The organism is Salmonella sp. SA14318, from assembly GCF_029866905.1.
GTDB classification, from domain to species: domain Bacteria; phylum Pseudomonadota; class Gammaproteobacteria; order Enterobacterales; family Enterobacteriaceae; genus Salmonella; species Salmonella enterica.
In genome coordinates, this window is record NZ_CP123282.1 from 3,167,088 (window position 1) to 3,184,488 (window position 17,401).

The following is a 17,401-nucleotide window of genomic DNA, read 5'->3' on the forward strand; positions in this document are numbered from 1 at the left end:
TCCCTAATGCATAAACTGGCGTAATACATGGCCGACAACGCCAATAAATAAAATGATTTTAATCACCTGCCAGAGGCCAAAGCCGCCGCCAGATTCCTCCGTACTCGGCGAAGTCACCGTCGTCACCGGTTCTTCATCTGCGACTACAGCTTCACACGGTGTGGCGACAGCCGCAGCCCGCCCCAGCAACCCGCGAATAACCAGCGCTTCCAACGGGCAGATATCCGGCGCATCAAGCTTCGTTACCAGACTCTGTAACAATGCCGCTGACGGCTCCTCGGCGCACGCCAGGCTATCCGCCACCTGATACAACAGCCAGTATGGATGCTGGCTATGCGCCTCACTCACCGCTGGCGCGCCATAATTCAAACGCCGCGCAATAAAACTTTCGCTTAGCGGCGATAATGCGCCGCTGTGCAGCGCTTCGGCCCACAGCAAGCAGGAACGAGCGCTTGAGCCGGGAATATACAGCAGCTGTTCAGCGTTAATATCCACCTGCTCACGCCCCTCAACCGCCATCACCAGCAGCGGGAAAAAGTCCGGTCGATGCTGACGGCACCAGCGCAGCAACAGATCGTCAAGCTGGGTAGAAGGATGCGCCCACCACTGCGCGTAAAGTTCTGGCAGCAGGCTATCGCCTTCACCGCAAAATACGCGCTGGGCTAAGTAGTAATAACCCGGCGTTGCGTTATCGGGTTCGGCTTCCTGCCATGCCAGGGCGACAGGCAGCAGCTCCGCAATACCCCAGTGCAAGGTGCTGAACCAGCGTAACAGACGTCGTTGAAAGCGTAGATTGTCCGGGATAATCCAGGCGCCGTGCTGCGCCATAAGTTGGGCGAAATAGAGAGGATGCTCGAAAAAGGTGTTGTCCAGGGCATCATAAAAAGCAATGGTCTGGTTTTGTACCGCCACTGGCAAATGCAGCAATAGCGAATAATCAAACAGGTCGCCACGGCGGATTTCAAACAAAAGATCCTCCACCTCCTCGGCATCGACATCTCGATTATCACTCCCCTGTTCCCAAGCCAGGCGATCTGACAGCAGTTTCAGACACGAGTAAGAAATAGGAAAGGTCTTCATCGCGATAGCGCACAGCCACCAGCGCGATTTTTCGACCTGTAAAATCGATAATTTATTGATCTGTTGGATAAACTCCTGCCATGCCTGCGGCTGAAAGCGCCGTTCGCCATCAGCCAGCAAGTCACGGAAAATCTCCCCGAGATAATTCACCCACGGGGTATCGGGATCCTCATCAACCACCGTAATGGCGGGCGATGTTGTCCCCTGCAATGCATTCTCATAGGCTTCTCGCAATTGCTTAAAACCCTGCGGATCGGTTTCCGGGTGAAATGACGGCAGCAGCGCCAGATAAGCCTGACGAATGGCGTCGGTATCCGTGGTGGCCTCAATACCAAGGACTTGCCAACAGGTTTTCATAGATCGCTCACCTCCTGAAGCGTGTCCGGGCATTCAGGGTAATGGGGCAGGTAGCGCCACGGCAGCGTGGCGTAAAAACTGTCTTTTCCGGCGATCAGCTTATTCATCATACGTCGCCCCGCGTCATCAAACTCCTTACGGGCGAATGTCTCGCGTAGCAGCGGTAGGTTATCGCCATTCCGTAACTGCCAGTACAAACGCCCGGTGTAATAAGCGCTGAAATACGGCAACCAGCCGGAATAATAGTTGAGCGCACGAAGCTGTATCCGCGACTGCAGCCACAGGCTCTCCTCTTCCGTCAGCCATTCATTGAGTACGCCCATGCGGCAGAGAAATCCCATCCGCACATAATCCCAGCTGCGAATACCGCCTTCACCGCAACACACGGCGGTATCAGCGACGAATCGGGCATAAATACGATCTCCCTCGTCCAGCGTGTCGGTATACTCCTGCCACTCCTGCGGCGCATACCTAAACCAGAGGCGATATAGCCATTCCAGTTGTGTGGCATGACCGTCATCCGTCATGCGGGAAATGGTCTGAAGCAGTTCATCGCGATTTTCAATACCCCACGACGATTCAAGATCGAAACGTTTTACACCTAAATACATTTTCGGTGACGAATGTGAAGGTAAACAGTCCTCGTTCAATACTTCCATCGGCGAGGAAAGTGCAAAGAGTAAATATTGTGATTCTTTATCCATAATAAATCGCCAAAATATATTCACGCTACAAATAAAAACGCAATTGAAAACTAAAATAGAGTACAACAAAGCCAAATCGCAATATATTATTAATCTAAAAAACAATGGCGGGATAAATTAAAAAATGAATCATTCCATAACCAGTCATCCCTGCGACAACGTATCTTTAGCACAATTAACCGAACTGGCGCAGTCAGGAAATAGTGAAGCTCAATATATATTAGGCCATTTATATAATGACGAACGTATAGATGGCAGCGAAGAGGATAAGCTCTCTTTTTATTGGCTACAGCAGGCGGCCGAGCAAGGGCATTGCGAGGCGCAATATTGGCTCGGCTTACGATACAAAGACACGCCTACCGACATGAAAGATAATACGCTGGCTTTATTCTGGTCAGAAAAAGCCGCACAGCAAGGACACCGCCACGCTTTCAACACATTAGGCTGGGTTCAGGAAGGAGAAACCGGGATGGCGCCAGATTATGCCCAGGCCGTTGCCTGGTATCGCAAAGGAGCAGAACAGAGCCACAACCTTGCGCAATATAATCTCGGGAGAATGTATCATTCAGGAACTGGCGTAGAGCAAAATGATACACAGGCACTCTACTGGTTTAAACAGGCAGCATTACAAGGCCATTGCGCCAGCCAGGAAAGACTGGCGTATATGTATGGCAATGGGAAAGGATGTCGGAAAAATTTATCCCTTGCCGCCCTTTGGTACAAGAAGAGCGCGCTACAAGAGAGCAGCTACTCGCAATATCAGATGGGCTATTGTTATTACATCGGAAAAGGTATCAAACAAGATTACCAGCAGGCAATATACTGGTTTCGAAAAGCGGCAGACCAGGGTGACGATGATGCCTATAACAGTATCGGCTGGATGTACAAATGCGGTCATGGCGTCGAGCAAAATTATTCGCTAGCACTGGAATGGTTCCACAAATCAGCAGAATGTAACAATTCATCGGGCTGGTACAACCTCGGATGCATGTACAGAGATGGATACGGTACCGCACAAGACCTACAACAAGCGCTCTACTGGTTCAAAAAAGCACAGCCCACGGGCAAATGGAACGTCGACGAAGAGATCCGCAAACTGGAAGCGCAGTTGAATGCGTGATACAGGCTTCGATACAGAGCAATATTGGTTATTTCAGCGTCCAGAGGGGCTGGCTAATCACGTCAATAGTCGTCACCTCTTTCGCGTCGTCATAGATAGCCTGCGTGACGCGTATCCGCCCCGGACGCTGTAAATCGGGTTTCACCAAATCCGATGCTGTTTCCGTCGGCTGCATATTAAGGTTGCGAGTAAAAGCGGACGTGGCCTGAATCCATTGTTTCTTCTGGATATCAAACAGATACACCACACGAAATACGCTACTCCACCATTGTGGAGAAACCATGACGCGATCCCGCCCGCTATCGTCCAACCCGGATAGCGTCTCAACATTTCCGACCAGGCATTGCGATAACTTCACTGGCTTCACTTCCGCATCGCTGCTCCACAGCGAGCAATCACAATCACTATCGTCCGAACACGCGCCGCCAGTCCGTGGATTTTCCTCGCGAAGCCAGACGTAGCTCAAATGTTGGCCATCAAATTTACCCCTGGCAACTTCGGCACTTTTCTCTTTACTCTGATTAGCACGCGTAATGCCGTCGGTTTCGCGGGTGATTCGCCATCCCGCCGCGTCGCGCATCAGCAATATTTCCTCGGGATAGTTGGTCATTTTTCCCGTCGTACCTGCGCGTTTAACAAAACGAACGATGACTGATTTATCATCTTCCGCTGGCTGAATATTCAATGCGGTGACAATGTGTTGCTGATAGTCACTATTTTTCGCCAAAAACGCCTGCTCCCTGGCCACAACCTGCTGCGCGGAAAGCGACTGACCATACCACTCCACCTTTCCCCTATACAGTGACTGCGGCGGCGTGCTTTCCGTTCGATTCAGAGCATCGTTCCAACTATCCACCAACGCGTTGATTTGCTGTCCGTCGGCTGGCGTCAGCGCGGCGAAAGCGGAAAAGGATCCCAGCCCCCATAGCAAAACCACAGCCCGGCAACCCATGGAGCAAAACACATTCATCAACACATTCCTTGTCAGTTACGATTCCTGATAAACCTACTGAGCAGGCGATCATACGCCTGCTCCCTGCAATAATGAACCTTACGGCTCAAACGGCCTGCGCTGGAACTGATCGTGCCCACACTTCGGGCAGAGCGGCAGCACATCCGGCGTGTAAACCGCCAGATGATAGTGGCATTTCTCGCACACCAGATTCCCTAACCCCACCACTTCGCCACTGTGATACACGCCGTGGTGATTCAAATCCTGGAAGACTTCACGCCATTCCAGCTGGGTTTTGTCGGTAATGTCCGCCAGTTCCTGCCAGAGACTCTCTTTAATCACCCGCAAGAAGACGCTATCTTCCTGGCTCTCTTCGTAGCTCATGGCGAACTCTTCCAGATCGCGTCTGACAGCGCGCGTCAGTTCGTCCACCTCGGTTCGCGTTAACTCCCCTGTTTGCATCACGCGCTGGCGCGCCTGCTCCACCAGCGCATCAATGTCGCGCTCGCCATTGCGTAAACGCTCGCTTAATGAGGCCACCAGTTCACGGTAATATTGAGCAACCTTGTTCATCACTTCACCTCTTGGATCGTTAACTGCCTATAATAATAGACGTTATTTGCGTTACGCTTTGCAAGGCTGCCCACAGAGTCTGTAAATTCTTGTCAGGCCGACTCACGTATCCAGCGCGTCAGCGAGGTACGATCGACATTTAACCGTTTCGCCACTAACGATTTATTATCCCTTTCCGCCTCTAATAATTTTCTCAAAATACGCAGGCGAATCGTTTTATAATCGCCAGCCAGCATCTGGCAGTCGTGGCAGGTAGTTGGCTCGCGTCGGCTCCCCTCTTCCAGATCGTCCAGCAAGAGGCGACCCTCATCCAGCGTTGCCGGGGAGTGATCAATAGAGAGCACCAGCCGTTCGATAATATTGCTTAACTGCCTGACGTTTCCGGGCCAGGCGAAGCGCTGAAGCTCTTGCCACAGCGCCGGGGTTAACGTTAGTGCCGGGCGTTTATAATGCTGGCTGAAACTAGTAAGCAGCGACAGGCCGATGGCTTTGATATCCTCCGGACGTTTGCGTAGCGGGATGGTGGTCACTTTTAATACGTTAAGCCGATAGTAAAGATCTTCGCGAAATGTCCCGTCCGCAATGAGCTTCGTTAACGTCTGATTGGTCGCCGCAATCACGCGAATATCAACAGGTATCATCTGGTCCGAGCCCAGCCGCATAATCTGCCGCTCCTGCAATACCCGTAATAAGCGCGTCTGTAGCGGTTTATCCAGTTCGCTAATCTCATCCAGAAAAATGGTACCGTGGTGCGCTAATTCAAACAGGCCTATTTTGCCTTTCGGCGACGCGCCGGTAAATGCGCCGGCGACATAGCCAAAGAGTTCGCTCTCCAGAATCTGAGGGGCCATCGCGCCGCAGTTAATGGCGACAAACGGGCCGTTGACGCGTTGGCTGGCATTATGAATACTTTGCGCCAGCACCTCTTTTCCCGTCCCGCTTTCGCCATTAATTAAGATAGTCGCGTCCGTACCGGCATAATTTTTAATGATCGCCAGACGACGCAGCATTTCCGGGTTTTCGGTAAGCAGATCGTCGAAATGATAGCGGGCGCTCAAGCCACGGCGAGACAGTTCCTGGCGGCGAACATGATGTTCCGCCCCCTGTAAACTGGAGACGGTTTGCATCGTCAACACTACCCGGCTTAACTGTCTGGCCGCAAATACCGGATACAGATTAACCACCATCGCGCCTTGCGGCGTATCGACGACTTTCGCGCTGACGGTTTTTCCCTCACGTAATGTATGCCGCTCCTGGTGCAATACCTGTTTCAGGAAAGATGCGTCATAAATCTCACCGGAGGCGTTAATTTTAAAAAGTTGGCTCGCATATTTATTGTAATGCAGTAACGCGCCGGTATCATCAAGCGTGATAACAGCTTTATCAAACTGATCGAGAATCAGCTGCAGATGATGGCGCTCCAGTAATTGGCTGCGAAAAGCCAGATATAATGAGCGGGCTTCTTCCAGAGCTTCGGTTATTGAGGCGGGGCTGGAATCAAGTAAACGGAATTGCGAGCCCAGCGGTGAAAAATAATCCTGACAAACGGTATCGCCAACAATGCAATCTAATGGCGTGGACGCTAATTGCCGCTTCAGGCAAGAAATCGTTTCTTTATCATTTCCCTGTAAGGTAAAAATTTTATAGTTAATATTTAACTGTTCCGCTACGCGCGCGCATCCTTTGATCACACTGGAAAAGCCGACAATACCGACAGTGCCTTTTTGTCCTTTAAAAGGGATAAGCGCATCAAGAATGTCGTAGCCGGACATTTTAATTTCGACTACCGGTAATTTACTGTGCTTTTTTAATATTTCCGCACAGCCGCCACGACTAATCAGTACCTGGTGCCCACGGGACTCTAATAAAGGTAGCTCATCCAGGATACGATTAAGCGTCGTTTGATGAATAGTGACGGCGTAATCCAACTGCGCGACCAGCGCCTCGGCAGCCTTTGCCAGTTGAGGGTAAGGAGAGACAAAACAGAGAGGAGATGCGGCTATATCTTTCGTCTTATTCATCACTCACCATCCTGTTGGTTTATGAACGGGCGAGACCGCCCGTCGTGATTTATTTTCCGCCGAAACGCTAACCGCCTGCGGCGGCTGGGTTCAGTTTACGATCGTAGCGTTTTTTTATCCATACGGTCAGGAAGGGGGCGCACAGAGCGGTAATAATCGTCGAGGCCGCCACCTGCGCCGCCGCCGTCGACGCCAGGTCGGTAAAATGCGGATCGAGCAGCGCGATTGCCGCTGGCGTCGCGACGGCGTTGCCAGAGGTGGTGGATACCGCCGCGCCTGCCACGCCGCTGCCTCCCGTCACACGATCGGCGAAAATATTAAAAAATCCGCCAATCGCCACCGTCATGAGTCCCAGTAAAATGCCTGAAGAACCTGCCGTGATAAGTCTTGCGAAATCAATACCGTATCCTAACCCAAAGGCAAAAAAGGGAATCGTTACCACGCTGCCCTGTTTAAGAAACTTGCGCATGTCCTCATCCAGATTACCCAAAATCATGCCAATGATAATGGGAATAATAACCGCCACCAGATTCATAAAGGGTATCGACACCATGCCTGCCGACCCTAACGCCAGCATGGTGAAAAAGGGACCATCGTTCAACGATATTACCGCAATCGCGCCGCCGTCGGTTTCATCGCCGTACTCCCCCACCAACGCGGCATATAACCCACTGTTCGAGTTGGTCATCGCCGAAATAATCGCTAAAGCCGACAGACCTAATAACCCATCCGGGCCGCAAAATTTTCCGACCAGAATGCCAATAATCACGCCGCTGGCAAATTTCGCAAAGGTGATAGCAGCGCCTTTTTTCAGTGCTTTCGGCGCAGCTTTAAACTGGATATCCGCGCCCATACAGACTAAAAACATGCCTAAAATCGCCATTGCGCCATGCGAAATAGAAGTGACAAAACCGCCTATTTCCAGCGCCTCCGGGGCAAAGGTTTTAAACAATGCGCCGATGATTAGCGGTACAACCATCATACCACCAGGAAAACGTTCCAGTGTTTTTTTAATTTTCATAGCTTATTCCCAGGAGATAACCGGACAGCTTGTGCTGCCCGATTTGATATCAGAACGTCGGCGCGATCTTATAAATAGAGAATTCGTTATGACCTAAATCTTCTGATTTAGTCGTTTTCCCATTCGCGACACGTAAAATTTCCTGATAAATTTCCTCGCCCATTTGTGTAATAGAAGCCTCGCCAGACATAATGGCGGACACATCAATATCAATATTGTCCTGCATCATTTCCCACGTTGCTTTATTACCCGTAATTTTTATTACCGGCGCTATTGGGTTACCGGCAGGCGTTCCGCGACCCGTAGTAAAAATAACGATCTGCGCTCCACCCGCCACCATGCCGGAAATAGATTCAATATCCTGCCCCGGGGTATCCATAATCCACAGGCCCGGATGCGTTGGACTATCGGCATATTCCAGGACGCCCTGTAACGGCGCATGACCTGCTTTATGCATACAGCCTAACGATTTTTCTTCAATGGTAGTCAACCCGCCTTTAATATTGCCCGGCGTCGGCTGTCCCCCGCGAATATCCTCGCCCAGCGCTTTTGCTCGCGCCTCGCAGCCGACCACTAAATCAATAAGCTGTTGACCAACCTCCGGCGTCACCGCGCGTTTCGCCATCACATGCTCGGCACCAATAAATTCCGTCGTTTCAGAAAGAATTGAGCTTCCGCCGCAGCGTATCAGCTTATCCGAGGCGACCCCGCAGGAAGGGTTAGACGCCAGCCCCGATGTCGTATCTGACCCGCCGCACTCCATCGCCAGCAGCAGCTCGCTAACCGGTGCTTGCTGCGGTTTTTGCATGGAGAGTTGTTGCGCATAGTCGCGGGCCAGCGAAATCCCCCTGGCCTGACATTTAAGCGTGCCGCCCTCTTCCTGAATGGTAATGCAGGAAGTCGGTTTGCCAAATGCGGTAATCTCTTCTGCGATGCGCAGCGGCTCCGCGCCTTCACAGCCTAAGCCCACAACCACAATAGCGCCGACGTTGGGATTATTCGCCACATTAATCAATGTCTTTTCCGTCAGACGCGCATCGCCTGCCACCTGGCAGCAGCCAAAATCGTTATTCACCCATGTCGCGCCTTTTACCTGCCGGGCAATATCTTGGGCAACTTTATTCGCACAAACGCTGGTAGGTAAAATCAGTACATAATTACGGATGCCAAAACGGCCGTCAGGGCGGCGGAAACCCAAAAAAGTCTCATTGCTCATAATCATTTTCCCTTGTTTTATATTATTTCCAGTCACCACGTCCGCGTTCGCTTTCCACATTGTGGACGTGCACATAGTCGCCACTTTTTATTTCCTGAGTGGCGCGGCCAATGGATTCACCATATTTATAAACTTCGCCATGAAAAGGCACATCGCAGATGGCGAATTTGTGGCCAAATGGCACATCCTGATGTAACACAACGCTTATCTCGCGTTCGCCAACGAACATTGTGGCGGTTTCGCCGGCCTTGAGCGCCGTAATAGCCGTCGCGACGCAATCCTGAGGGTGAATCACCACTGCATTTTTTTTCACGATTAACTCCTTTGCTTTAGTCCTGTCCTCCCTAATCAAAAGGCGTGCCATTTTTTAATTGTATGTTTTATATGACTTTATTTTTATGGGCCGATCTGGCGGTGACAGGAACTGCGGTAATTTGCCTCAGTCGTGTCGCATTTTGCGTCACCTCCTCATGAACGCCTGGCGCGACAAATGTTCTACCCCCTGTTTTGACGTGCGTGTTTGGGCTATGCTATGCGGATCTAAACACCACCTCTAAAGCTACATTTGTAGCTGTATCGAAAACAGGACTACTGGCTGCCATGCAAGAGCAATACCGCCCGGAAGAGATAGAATCCAAAGTACAGCTTCACTGGGATGAGAAGCGCACATTTGAAGTGACCGAAGACGAGAGCAAAGAGAAGTATTACTGCCTGTCGATGCTTCCCTATCCTTCTGGCCGACTACACATGGGCCACGTACGTAACTACACCATCGGCGACGTGGTTGCCCGCTACCAGCGTATGCTGGGCAAAAACGTGCTGCAGCCAATCGGCTGGGACGCCTTCGGCCTGCCGGCGGAAGGCGCGGCGGTGAAGAACAACACCGCGCCGGCGCCGTGGACGTACGACAACATCGCGTACATGAAAAACCAGCTCAAAACGCTGGGTTTTGGCTATGACTGGAGCCGTGAAATCGCGACCTGCACCCCGGAATACTACCGCTGGGAACAGAAATTCTTCACCGAGCTGTATAAAAAAGGCCTGGTGTACAAGAAGACTTCTGCCGTTAACTGGTGCCCGAACGATCAGACCGTTCTCGCCAACGAACAGGTGATCGACGGCTGCTGCTGGCGCTGCGACACCAAAGTTGAGCGTAAAGAGATCCCACAGTGGTTTATCAAAATCACCGCTTACGCAGACGAGCTGTTGCGCGATCTGGATAAGCTGGACCACTGGCCTGATACCGTAAAAACGATGCAGCGCAACTGGATTGGCCGCTCTGAAGGCGTGGAAATCACCTTCGATGTGAAGGGTTACGATAACACGCTGACCGTCTATACCACCCGCCCGGATACCTTTATGGGCGCCACTTACCTGGCGGTGGCCGCCGGTCATCCGCTGGCGCAAAAAGCGGCGGCGAACAACGCCGAGCTGGCGGCGTTCATCGACGAATGCCGTAACACCAAAGTGGCCGAAGCCGAAATGGCGACCATGGAGAAAAAAGGCGTCGACACCGGCTATAAAGCGATTCATCCGTTAACTGGCGAAGAGATCCCGGTCTGGGCGGCAAACTTTGTCCTGATGGAGTACGGCACAGGCGCGGTGATGGCCGTTCCGGGTCACGATCAGCGCGACTACGAATTTGCCTCCAAATACGGTTTGACCATCAAGCCGGTGATTCTGGCCGCCGACGGTTCCGAGCCGGATCTTTCCGAACAGGCGCTGACCGAAAAAGGCGTGCTGTTTAACTCCGGCGAGTTCGACGGCCTGGCCTTTGAAGCGGCGTTTAACGCCATTGCCGATAAACTGGCGGAAAAAGGCGTCGGCGAACGTAAAGTGAACTACCGTCTGCGTGACTGGGGCGTTTCCCGTCAGCGTTACTGGGGCGCGCCGATCCCGATGGTCACCCTGGAAGACGGCACCGTGCTGCCGACGCCGGAAGATCAACTGCCGGTTATTTTGCCGGAAGACGTCGTCATGGACGGCATCACCAGCCCGATCAAGGCCGATCCTGAGTGGGCGAAAACTACCGTTAACGGTATGCCGGCGCTGCGTGAAACCGACACCTTCGACACCTTTATGGAATCGTCATGGTACTACGCGCGTTACACCTGCCCGCAGTATCAGGAAGGAATGCTGGATTCGAAAGCGGCAAACTACTGGCTGCCAGTCGACATCTACATCGGCGGTATTGAACATGCCATCATGCACCTGCTCTACTTCCGCTTCTTCCATAAGCTGATGCGCGATGCGGGCATGGTCACCTCTGACGAGCCGGCTAAGCAGTTGCTGTGTCAGGGCATGGTACTGGCGGATGCGTTCTATTATGTCGGCGAGAACGGCGAGCGTAACTGGGTTTCGCCAGTTGACGCTATCGTCGAGCGCGATGAAAAAGGCCGCATCGTCAAAGCAAAAGACGCAGCAGGTCATGAGCTGGTCTACACTGGCATGAGTAAAATGTCCAAGTCGAAAAATAACGGTATCGACCCGCAGGTAATGGTTGAACGTTATGGCGCGGATACGGTACGCCTGTTTATGATGTTCGCTTCTCCGGCGGATATGACTCTGGAATGGCAGGAGTCCGGCGTAGAAGGCGCAAACCGCTTTATTAAACGCGTCTGGAAGCTGGTTTACGAACACACAGCTAAAGGTTCTGTCGCGGCGCTGAACGTCGATGCGCTGAGCGAAGATCAAAAAGCGCTGCGTCGCGATGTGCATAAAACCATTGCCAAAGTGACCGATGATATCGGCCGCCGTCAGACGTTCAACACCGCCATTGCGGCGATCATGGAGTTGATGAACAAACTGGCGAAAGCCCCGCAGGAAGGCGAACAAGACCGCGCACTGCTTCAGGAAGCGCTGCAGGCCGTCGTGCGTATGCTTAACCCGTTCACCCCGCACGTCTGCTTTACCTTGTGGCAGGAACTGGGTGGCGAAGGCGATATCGACAACGCACCGTGGCCGGTTGCCGACGAGCAGGCAATGGTGGAAAACACCACGCTGGTTGTCGTGCAGGTTAACGGTAAAGTTCGCGGTAAGATCACCGTTGCGGTGGATGCCACCGAAGAACAGGTGCGTGAACGTGCAGGCCAGGAACATCTGGTGGCAAAATATCTTGATGGCGTTACCGTGCGTAAAGTGATTTACGTTCCGGGTAAACTCCTCAATCTGGTTGTTGGCTAAGCGCGGGAGGAAGCGTGCGATATCTGGTAACACTGTTGTTATCTCTGGCGGTGCTGGTCACCGCCGGATGCGGCTGGCATCTGCGTAGCACTACGCAGGTTCCGGCTTCAATGAAAACGATGATCCTCGATTCCGGCGATCCGAACGGTCCGCTAAGTCGTGCGGTACGTAATCAGTTACGGCTGAATAACGTAAACCTGCTTGATAAAGACACAACGCGCAAAGACGTTCCGTCTCTGCGGCTTGGAACGGTGACTATTTCGCAGGATACGGCGTCAGTGTTCCAGGACGGCCAGACGGCGGAATATCAGATGGTGATGACCGTCAATGCCTCGGTATTGATTCCGGGCCATGACATCTATCCTATCAGCACGAAAGTGTACCGTTCGTTCTTCGATAACCCGCAGATGGCGTTGGCGAAGGATAACGAGCAGGCCATGATCGTTCAGGAGATGTACGACAAAGCCGCTGAACAGCTGATTCGTAAGCTGACCAGCGTCCGCGCGGCGGATATTCAGGCGACGAAAGAGGAGGCTACCGCCGACAATGAGACGGCGGCGCCCGCCTCTACGCCAGCACGCGTCTCCACTACGCTGAGTAACTAATGATCAGGTTGTATCCTGAACAACTCCGCGCGCAGCTCAACGAAGGGCTGCGTGCGGCATATCTGCTATTGGGCAACGATCCGCTGCTGCTGCAGGAAAGTCAGGACGCTATTCGTCTGGCGGCTGCGTCGCAAGGCTTCGAAGAGCACCACGCTTTTACTCTCGATCCCAGTACCGACTGGGGATCGCTTTTCTCACTTTGCCAGGCGATGAGCCTGTTCGCCAGCCGTCAAACGCTGGTGCTGCAACTGCCGGAAAACGGGCCTAACGCGGCAATGAATGAGCAACTCGCCACCCTGAGCGAGCTGCTGCATGACGACCTGTTATTAATAGTACGCGGAAACAAGCTCACCAAAGCGCAGGAAAACGCCGCCTGGTATACCGCGCTGGCAGACCGTAGCGTTCAGGTCAGTTGTCAGACGCCGGAGCAGGCGCAGCTTCCCCGCTGGGTGGCCGCCAGAGCGAAAGCACAGAATTTGCAACTGGATGACGCCGCGAACCAACTGCTGTGCTATTGCTATGAGGGCAATCTGTTGGCGCTGGCGCAGGCGCTGGAACGGCTGTCGCTGCTTTGGCCTGACGGTAAGTTAACGCTTCCTCGCGTGGAGCAGGCTGTCAATGACGCCGCCCACTTTACCCCTTTCCACTGGGTGGATGCGTTACTGATGGGGAAAAGCAAACGCGCGCTGCATATTCTGCAACAGCTACGCCTTGAAGGCAGCGAACCGGTTATTCTGCTGCGCACCCTCCAGCGAGAGCTGCTGCTACTGGTAAATCTCAAACGTCAGTCCGCGCATACGCCGTTACGCGCGCTGTTTGATAAACACCGGGTCTGGCAAAACCGTCGCCCCATGATCGGTGACGCGTTGCAGCGTCTCCATCCTGCGCAGCTTCGCCAGGCCGTGCAGTTACTGACGCGTACAGAAATTACGCTCAAACAGGATTATGGTCAGTCGGTATGGGCAGATCTTGAAGGGCTGTCGCTCCTGCTCTGCCATAAGGCGCTGGCAGACGTATTTATTGATGGGTGATATGAAATCGTTACAGGCTTTATTCGGCGGCACCTTTGATCCGGTGCATTATGGACATCTTAAACCTGTTGAAACGCTGGCGAATCTGATCGGCTTATCGCGGGTGATTATTATGCCTAACAATGTGCCGCCGCATCGCCCCCAGCCGGAAGCCTCCAGCGCGCAGCGTAAATATATGCTGGAGCTGGCTATCGCCGATAAGCCGCTTTTTACGCTGGATGAACGCGAGCTACAGCGAAACGCGCCCTCTTACACTGCGCAAACGCTGAAAGCATGGCGCGAAGAACAGGGCCCCGAAGCGCCGCTGGCGTTTATTATCGGCCAGGACTCGCTGCTTAACTTCCCCACCTGGCATGATTACGACACCATCCTTGATAACACTCACCTGATCGTTTGTCGTCGTCCCGGCTACCCCCTTGAAATGACGCAGGCGCAACACCAGCAGTGGCTGGAACAGCATCTGACCCATACGCCGGACGATCTGCACCAGTTGCCAGCCGGTAAAATTTACCTGGCGGAAACGCCCTGGCTTAATATCTCCGCAACCCTCATCCGCGAACGGCTGGAAAAAGGCGAATCCTGCGACGATCTGTTGCCGGAAAACGTGCTGAACTACATCAATCAGCAGGGGTTATACCGGTAAGCACATTGCGCAGCGCCGACAGCAGACGCTCGTTTTGCGCAGCGCTGCGTATCGCCACACGATAATAGCGGCTGTCCAGCCCCGGGTAGTTAGCGCAGCTACGAATTAAAATCCGCTGCGTCAGCAACCGCCGCTGCAGGTCAATATCCTCTCGCTCACAGCGTAACAACAGATAGTTTGCCCGCCCGGGATAGACCGTCAGCAGGGGGAGCTGACAAAGCGCCTGATAAAACCGGGCGCCCTCCTCCCGTAACCAATGCCAGGTCGCCTGTTGCCAGGCGCTATCCTGTAACGCTACCTCACCGGCAAGCGCCGCCAGCGCGTTAACCGACCACGGCATTTGTTGGCGACGCATCCGCGCCACCGCCGCGTCATCGCTATTGACGAGATATCCCAACCGCAGGCCGGGAATGGCATAAAATTTGGTCAGCGAACGCAGCACCCAGATATGCGGATTATCTTTAAGAGCAGGAATAAAGCCCGCCTCATGCGGAATAAAATCGATAAACGCTTCATCCAGGATCAGGTTAATGTTCAGCGATTTGCAGCGATCGGCAATGGCCTGTAATAACGGCCGCTCCGGCAGCAGGCCGGTAGGATTATTGGGCGTACACAGAAACAGGCAGTCCAGATCGGGCGTCAACGCCTCAAGAATGGCATCGGTAAGCTGCCAGCCATCCGCTTCGCGTAGAGACCAGCGACGAATTTCACAGCCACTTTGCGCCAGCGCCCGGCCATACTCCGCGAAACCTGGCGTGACAATCATTGCACGACGCGGTTTAAGACCGCTCGCCACGGTAAAGATTGACTCCGTCTCGCCATTTCCCGCCAGTATCCACGATGCCGGCACCTGATGGTGACGCGCCAGCGCCTGGTGCAAATGAAAATAATCGGCGTCCGGGTAGCGCTCAATGCAGTCCAGATTGTCGATAAGCGCGCGTTTCACGCTGACAGGCATACCCAGCGGATTAATGTTTGCGCTAAAATCCAGTAACTGGTCAGGCGAGATGCCCAACACCGTCGCGGCTTCCCGAATATTACCGCCATGCGCGCTGTTGAATAACGCCATTATGCCTCCGGCCAAAAAACGCTATTTTAGTGAAAAAAACGTTGCGCAATCAGGGGCATTATCATGTTTTGCGCATTTAACCTCATGAGGAATACCATGCGATTGTGGCTGGTGCGTCATGGCGAAACCGAGGCCAATGTCGCCGGGTTGTATAGCGGACATGCTCCCACGCCGTTAACGGAAAAAGGGATTGGCCAGGCGAAAACGCTACATACTTTATTGCGCCACGCGCCATTTGACCGGGTGTTATGCAGCGAGCTGGAGCGCGCGCGCCATACCGCCCGGCTCGTACTGGAGGGCCGGGATGTGCCGCAACACATCTTACCTGAGCTTAATGAGATGTACTTCGGCGACTGGGAAATGCGCCATCACCGCGACCTCACCCATGAAGATGCCGAAAGCTATGCCGCCTGGTGTACGGACTGGCAGAATGCGGTTCCGACCAATGGCGAGGGTTTTCAGGCTTTTACCCGGCGCGTAGAGCGCTTTATCTCGCGACTCGACGCGTTTAGCGATTGCCAGAACCTGCTGATCGTCAGCCATCAGGGCGTACTCAGCCTGTTGATTGCCCGTCTGCTCGCAATGCCCGCCGCCTCGCTATGGCATTTCCGGGTAGAACAGGGATGCTGGAGCGCAATCGACATATGCGAAGGGTTCGCCACCCTGAAAGTATTAAATAGTCGTGCCGTCTGGCGGCCTGAGTGATGAATTTTCCGTTTTTTCTCGCCGCAGCGGTTTCGCCCATTGACAGCCCCCGACAGGCTGTTATTCTCCGCAGCCAGGCTTTTTTCACCTTGCAGAGCTTTGCAGAAATTGTTTTACAAAAATGGCGATGCTTTCTGTGACGTGGGATGGGATGATAATCTGGTTTTAAACGCCGATCCGGCGACATAAGTCCCGGTATCGTCGCTGATTCAGGTATACTACACGGCGTCCCGCCGGAAGGTTAGCGTTAACTCGCAACGCCTTACCGGTCCAGCCTGTTGGCCTTTTTTCTATCGTTATAACGCAATTATTCACCCAGGGGGAAAACTTGCAGGGTAAAGCACTCCAGGATTTTGTTATCGACAAAATTGATGACCTGAAAGGTCAGGACATCATCGCCTTAGATGTTCAGGGTAAATCCAGTATCACCGACTGTATGATTATTTGTACCGGCACCTCCAGCCGTCACGTTATGTCTATTGCCGACCACGTGGTGCAGTCGTCGCGCGCGGCCGGTATGCTGCCGTTAGGCGTCGAAGGCGAAAATGCGGCTGACTGGATTGTCGTCGATCTGGGCGATGTGATTGTGCATGTCATGCAGGAAGAAAGTCGCCGCCTGTATGAACTGGAAAAACTCTGGAGTTAATGCGTGAAGCTGCAACTTGTCGCTGTCGGCACGAAGATGCCCGACTGGGTTCAAACGGGATTTACGGAATATCTGCGTCGTTTTCCGAAAGATATGCCCTTTGAGCTGATCGAAATCCCTGCGGGCAAACGCGGCAAGAACGCGGATATCAAACGCATTCTCGACAAAGAGGGCGAGCAGATGCTGGCCGCCGCCGGTAAGAATCGCATTGTTACCCTGGATATTCCAGGCAAGCCGTGGGATACGTCGCAGTTAGCCAATGAGCTGGAGCGCTGGAAACAGGACGGGCGCGACGTCAGTTTGCTGATTGGCGGCCCGGAAGGATTATCTCCCGCCTGCAAAGCGGCAGCGGAACAGAGCTGGTCGCTCTCGGCGTTAACGCTCCCTCACCCGCTGGTTCGGGTTCTGGTCGCGGAGAGTTTGTACCGGGCGTGGAGCATCACAACCAACCACCCTTATCACCGTGAGTGATCGT

At 53.2% G+C, this 17,401-nt stretch carries 17 protein-coding genes; 8 read left to right on the forward strand and 9 right to left on the reverse strand.

What is annotated here, in order from left to right:
* Positions 1 to 3: 3 nt before the first annotated feature.
* Positions 4 to 1,437: a J domain-containing protein gene (locus QEN32_RS15260; RefSeq protein WP_265321907.1), complete on the reverse strand. Its 1,434-nt coding sequence runs from the start codon at positions 1,435 to 1,437 to the stop codon at positions 4 to 6.
* The gene (locus QEN32_RS15265) at positions 1,434 to 2,141 is read right to left on the reverse strand and encodes a DUF1266 domain-containing protein (RefSeq protein WP_058821500.1); all 708 of its coding nucleotides are present in this window, start codon (positions 2,139 to 2,141) and stop codon (positions 1,434 to 1,436) included. Before QEN32_RS15265 ends, QEN32_RS15260 begins: the two co-directional genes overlap by 4 nt.
* Positions 2,142 to 2,265: 124 nt before the next feature.
* On the opposite strand from QEN32_RS15265, the gene QEN32_RS15270 reads away from it, so the two are divergent.
* Positions 2,266 to 3,261 (forward strand): tetratricopeptide repeat protein, encoded by a 996-nt coding sequence (locus tag QEN32_RS15270; RefSeq protein ID WP_058821499.1) that lies wholly within the window; start codon positions 2,266 to 2,268, stop codon positions 3,259 to 3,261.
* Positions 3,262 to 3,289: 28 nt separating this feature from the next.
* Here the strand turns inward: QEN32_RS15270 and QEN32_RS15275 are convergent, their stop codons facing one another.
* From QEN32_RS15275 to QEN32_RS15300, 6 genes are all read right to left on the reverse strand, one after another.
* Positions 3,290 to 4,231, reverse strand: a complete 942-nt coding sequence (locus QEN32_RS15275) for a hypothetical protein (protein WP_058821498.1) — start codon at positions 4,229 to 4,231, stop codon at positions 3,290 to 3,292.
* Between the two features lie 81 nt (positions 4,232 to 4,312).
* Entirely contained in the window at positions 4,313 to 4,786 is a 474-nt protein-coding gene (locus tag QEN32_RS15280; RefSeq protein WP_001044885.1) for a zinc ribbon-containing protein, read from the reverse strand.
* 92 nt (positions 4,787 to 4,878) lie between these two features.
* Positions 4,879 to 6,807 (reverse strand): sigma-54-dependent Fis family transcriptional regulator, encoded by a 1,929-nt coding sequence (locus tag QEN32_RS15285; protein WP_001044182.1) that lies wholly within the window; start codon positions 6,805 to 6,807, stop codon positions 4,879 to 4,881.
* Positions 6,808 to 6,874: 67 nt separating this feature from the next.
* Complete coding sequence (locus tag QEN32_RS15290; protein ID WP_000694480.1) at positions 6,875 to 7,828, reverse strand: 2-keto-3-deoxygluconate permease; 954 nt, start codon at positions 7,826 to 7,828, stop codon at positions 6,875 to 6,877.
* A 49-nt stretch (positions 7,829 to 7,877) separates the two neighbouring features.
* Positions 7,878 to 9,050 (reverse strand): UxaA family hydrolase, encoded by a 1,173-nt coding sequence (locus QEN32_RS15295; protein ID WP_001670689.1) that lies wholly within the window; start codon positions 9,048 to 9,050, stop codon positions 7,878 to 7,880.
* Positions 9,051 to 9,066: 16 nt separating this feature from the next.
* The gene (locus tag QEN32_RS15300; protein ID WP_015632837.1) at positions 9,067 to 9,408 is read right to left on the reverse strand and encodes a UxaA family hydrolase; all 342 of its coding nucleotides are present in this window, start codon (positions 9,406 to 9,408) and stop codon (positions 9,067 to 9,069) included.
* Between the two features lie 236 nt (positions 9,409 to 9,644).
* Between QEN32_RS15300 and leuS the strand changes: the two genes are divergently transcribed.
* From leuS to nadD, 4 genes are read left to right on the forward strand one after another with little or no spacing between them, the layout of a single operon-like run.
* Entirely contained in the window at positions 9,645 to 12,227 is a 2,583-nt protein-coding gene (leuS, locus tag QEN32_RS15305; protein ID WP_001157919.1) for a leucine--tRNA ligase, read from the forward strand.
* Between the two features lie 14 nt (positions 12,228 to 12,241).
* Complete coding sequence (lptE, locus tag QEN32_RS15310; protein ID WP_001269950.1) at positions 12,242 to 12,832, forward strand: LPS assembly lipoprotein LptE; 591 nt, start codon at positions 12,242 to 12,244, stop codon at positions 12,830 to 12,832.
* Entirely contained in the window at positions 12,832 to 13,863 is a 1,032-nt protein-coding gene (holA, locus tag QEN32_RS15315) for a DNA polymerase III subunit delta (protein WP_000620491.1), read from the forward strand. Before lptE ends, holA begins: the two co-directional genes overlap by 1 nt.
* Before the next feature lies 1 nt (position 13,864).
* A complete protein-coding gene (gene nadD, locus QEN32_RS15320; protein WP_001518902.1) occupies positions 13,865 to 14,506 on the forward strand; it encodes a nicotinate-nucleotide adenylyltransferase in 642 nt (213 codons plus the stop codon).
* On the opposite strand, the gene cobD is transcribed toward nadD, so the two are convergent.
* The gene (gene cobD, locus QEN32_RS15325) at positions 14,481 to 15,575 is read right to left on the reverse strand and encodes a threonine-phosphate decarboxylase CobD (RefSeq protein WP_023206855.1); all 1,095 of its coding nucleotides are present in this window, start codon (positions 15,573 to 15,575) and stop codon (positions 14,481 to 14,483) included. The two genes, nadD and cobD, sit on opposite strands and share 26 nt — an antisense overlap.
* A gap of 96 nt (positions 15,576 to 15,671) precedes the next feature.
* Between cobD and QEN32_RS15330 the strand changes: the two genes are divergently transcribed.
* The 3 genes from QEN32_RS15330 to rlmH all read left to right on the forward strand — a co-directional run bounded on the left by QEN32_RS15330 (position 15,672) and on the right by rlmH (position 17,397).
* On the forward strand, positions 15,672 to 16,280 hold the full coding sequence (locus QEN32_RS15330; protein ID WP_001241922.1) for an adenosylcobalamin/alpha-ribazole phosphatase: 609 nt from the start codon (positions 15,672 to 15,674) through the stop codon (positions 16,278 to 16,280).
* A 328-nt stretch (positions 16,281 to 16,608) separates the two neighbouring features.
* Complete coding sequence (gene rsfS, locus QEN32_RS15335; RefSeq protein ID WP_001161670.1) at positions 16,609 to 16,926, forward strand: ribosome silencing factor; 318 nt, start codon at positions 16,609 to 16,611, stop codon at positions 16,924 to 16,926.
* A 3-nt stretch (positions 16,927 to 16,929) separates the two neighbouring features.
* Positions 16,930 to 17,397 carry a 23S rRNA (pseudouridine(1915)-N(3))-methyltransferase RlmH gene (gene rlmH / locus QEN32_RS15340; protein WP_052938298.1) on the forward strand — a complete coding sequence of 156 codons (468 nt, stop codon included), beginning with the start codon at positions 16,930 to 16,932 and terminating at the stop codon, positions 17,395 to 17,397.
* The last annotated feature ends 4 nt before the right edge of the window (positions 17,398 to 17,401 follow it).

Bases quoted from the DNA above. Each gene is read 5' to 3' on its own strand.
- QEN32_RS15260 (WP_265321907.1), bottom strand. From the start codon at position 1,437: ATGAAAACCTGTTGGCAAGTCCTTGGTATTGAGGCCACCACGGATACC.
- QEN32_RS15265 (WP_058821500.1), bottom strand. From the start codon at position 2,141: ATGGATAAAGAATCACAATATTTACTCTTTGCACTTTCCTCGCCGATG.
- QEN32_RS15270 (WP_058821499.1), top strand. From the start codon at position 2,266: ATGAATCATTCCATAACCAGTCATCCCTGCGACAACGTATCTTTAGCA.
- QEN32_RS15275 (WP_058821498.1), bottom strand. From the start codon at position 4,231: ATGAATGTGTTTTGCTCCATGGGTTGCCGGGCTGTGGTTTTGCTATGG.
- QEN32_RS15280 (WP_001044885.1), bottom strand. From the start codon at position 4,786: ATGAACAAGGTTGCTCAATATTACCGTGAACTGGTGGCCTCATTAAGC.
- QEN32_RS15285 (WP_001044182.1), bottom strand. From the start codon at position 6,807: ATGAATAAGACGAAAGATATAGCCGCATCTCCTCTCTGTTTTGTCTCT.
- QEN32_RS15290 (WP_000694480.1), bottom strand. From the start codon at position 7,828: ATGAAAATTAAAAAAACACTGGAACGTTTTCCTGGTGGTATGATGGTT.
- QEN32_RS15295 (WP_001670689.1), bottom strand. From the start codon at position 9,050: ATGATTATGAGCAATGAGACTTTTTTGGGTTTCCGCCGCCCTGACGGC.
- QEN32_RS15300 (WP_015632837.1), bottom strand. From the start codon at position 9,408: ATGGCACGCCTTTTGATTAGGGAGGACAGGACTAAAGCAAAGGAGTTA.
- leuS (WP_001157919.1), top strand. From the start codon at position 9,645: ATGCAAGAGCAATACCGCCCGGAAGAGATAGAATCCAAAGTACAGCTT.
- holA (WP_000620491.1), top strand. From the start codon at position 12,832: ATGATCAGGTTGTATCCTGAACAACTCCGCGCGCAGCTCAACGAAGGG.
- nadD (WP_001518902.1), top strand. From the start codon at position 13,865: ATGAAATCGTTACAGGCTTTATTCGGCGGCACCTTTGATCCGGTGCAT.
- cobD (WP_023206855.1), bottom strand. From the start codon at position 15,575: ATGGCGTTATTCAACAGCGCGCATGGCGGTAATATTCGGGAAGCCGCG.
- QEN32_RS15330 (WP_001241922.1), top strand. From the start codon at position 15,672: ATGCGATTGTGGCTGGTGCGTCATGGCGAAACCGAGGCCAATGTCGCC.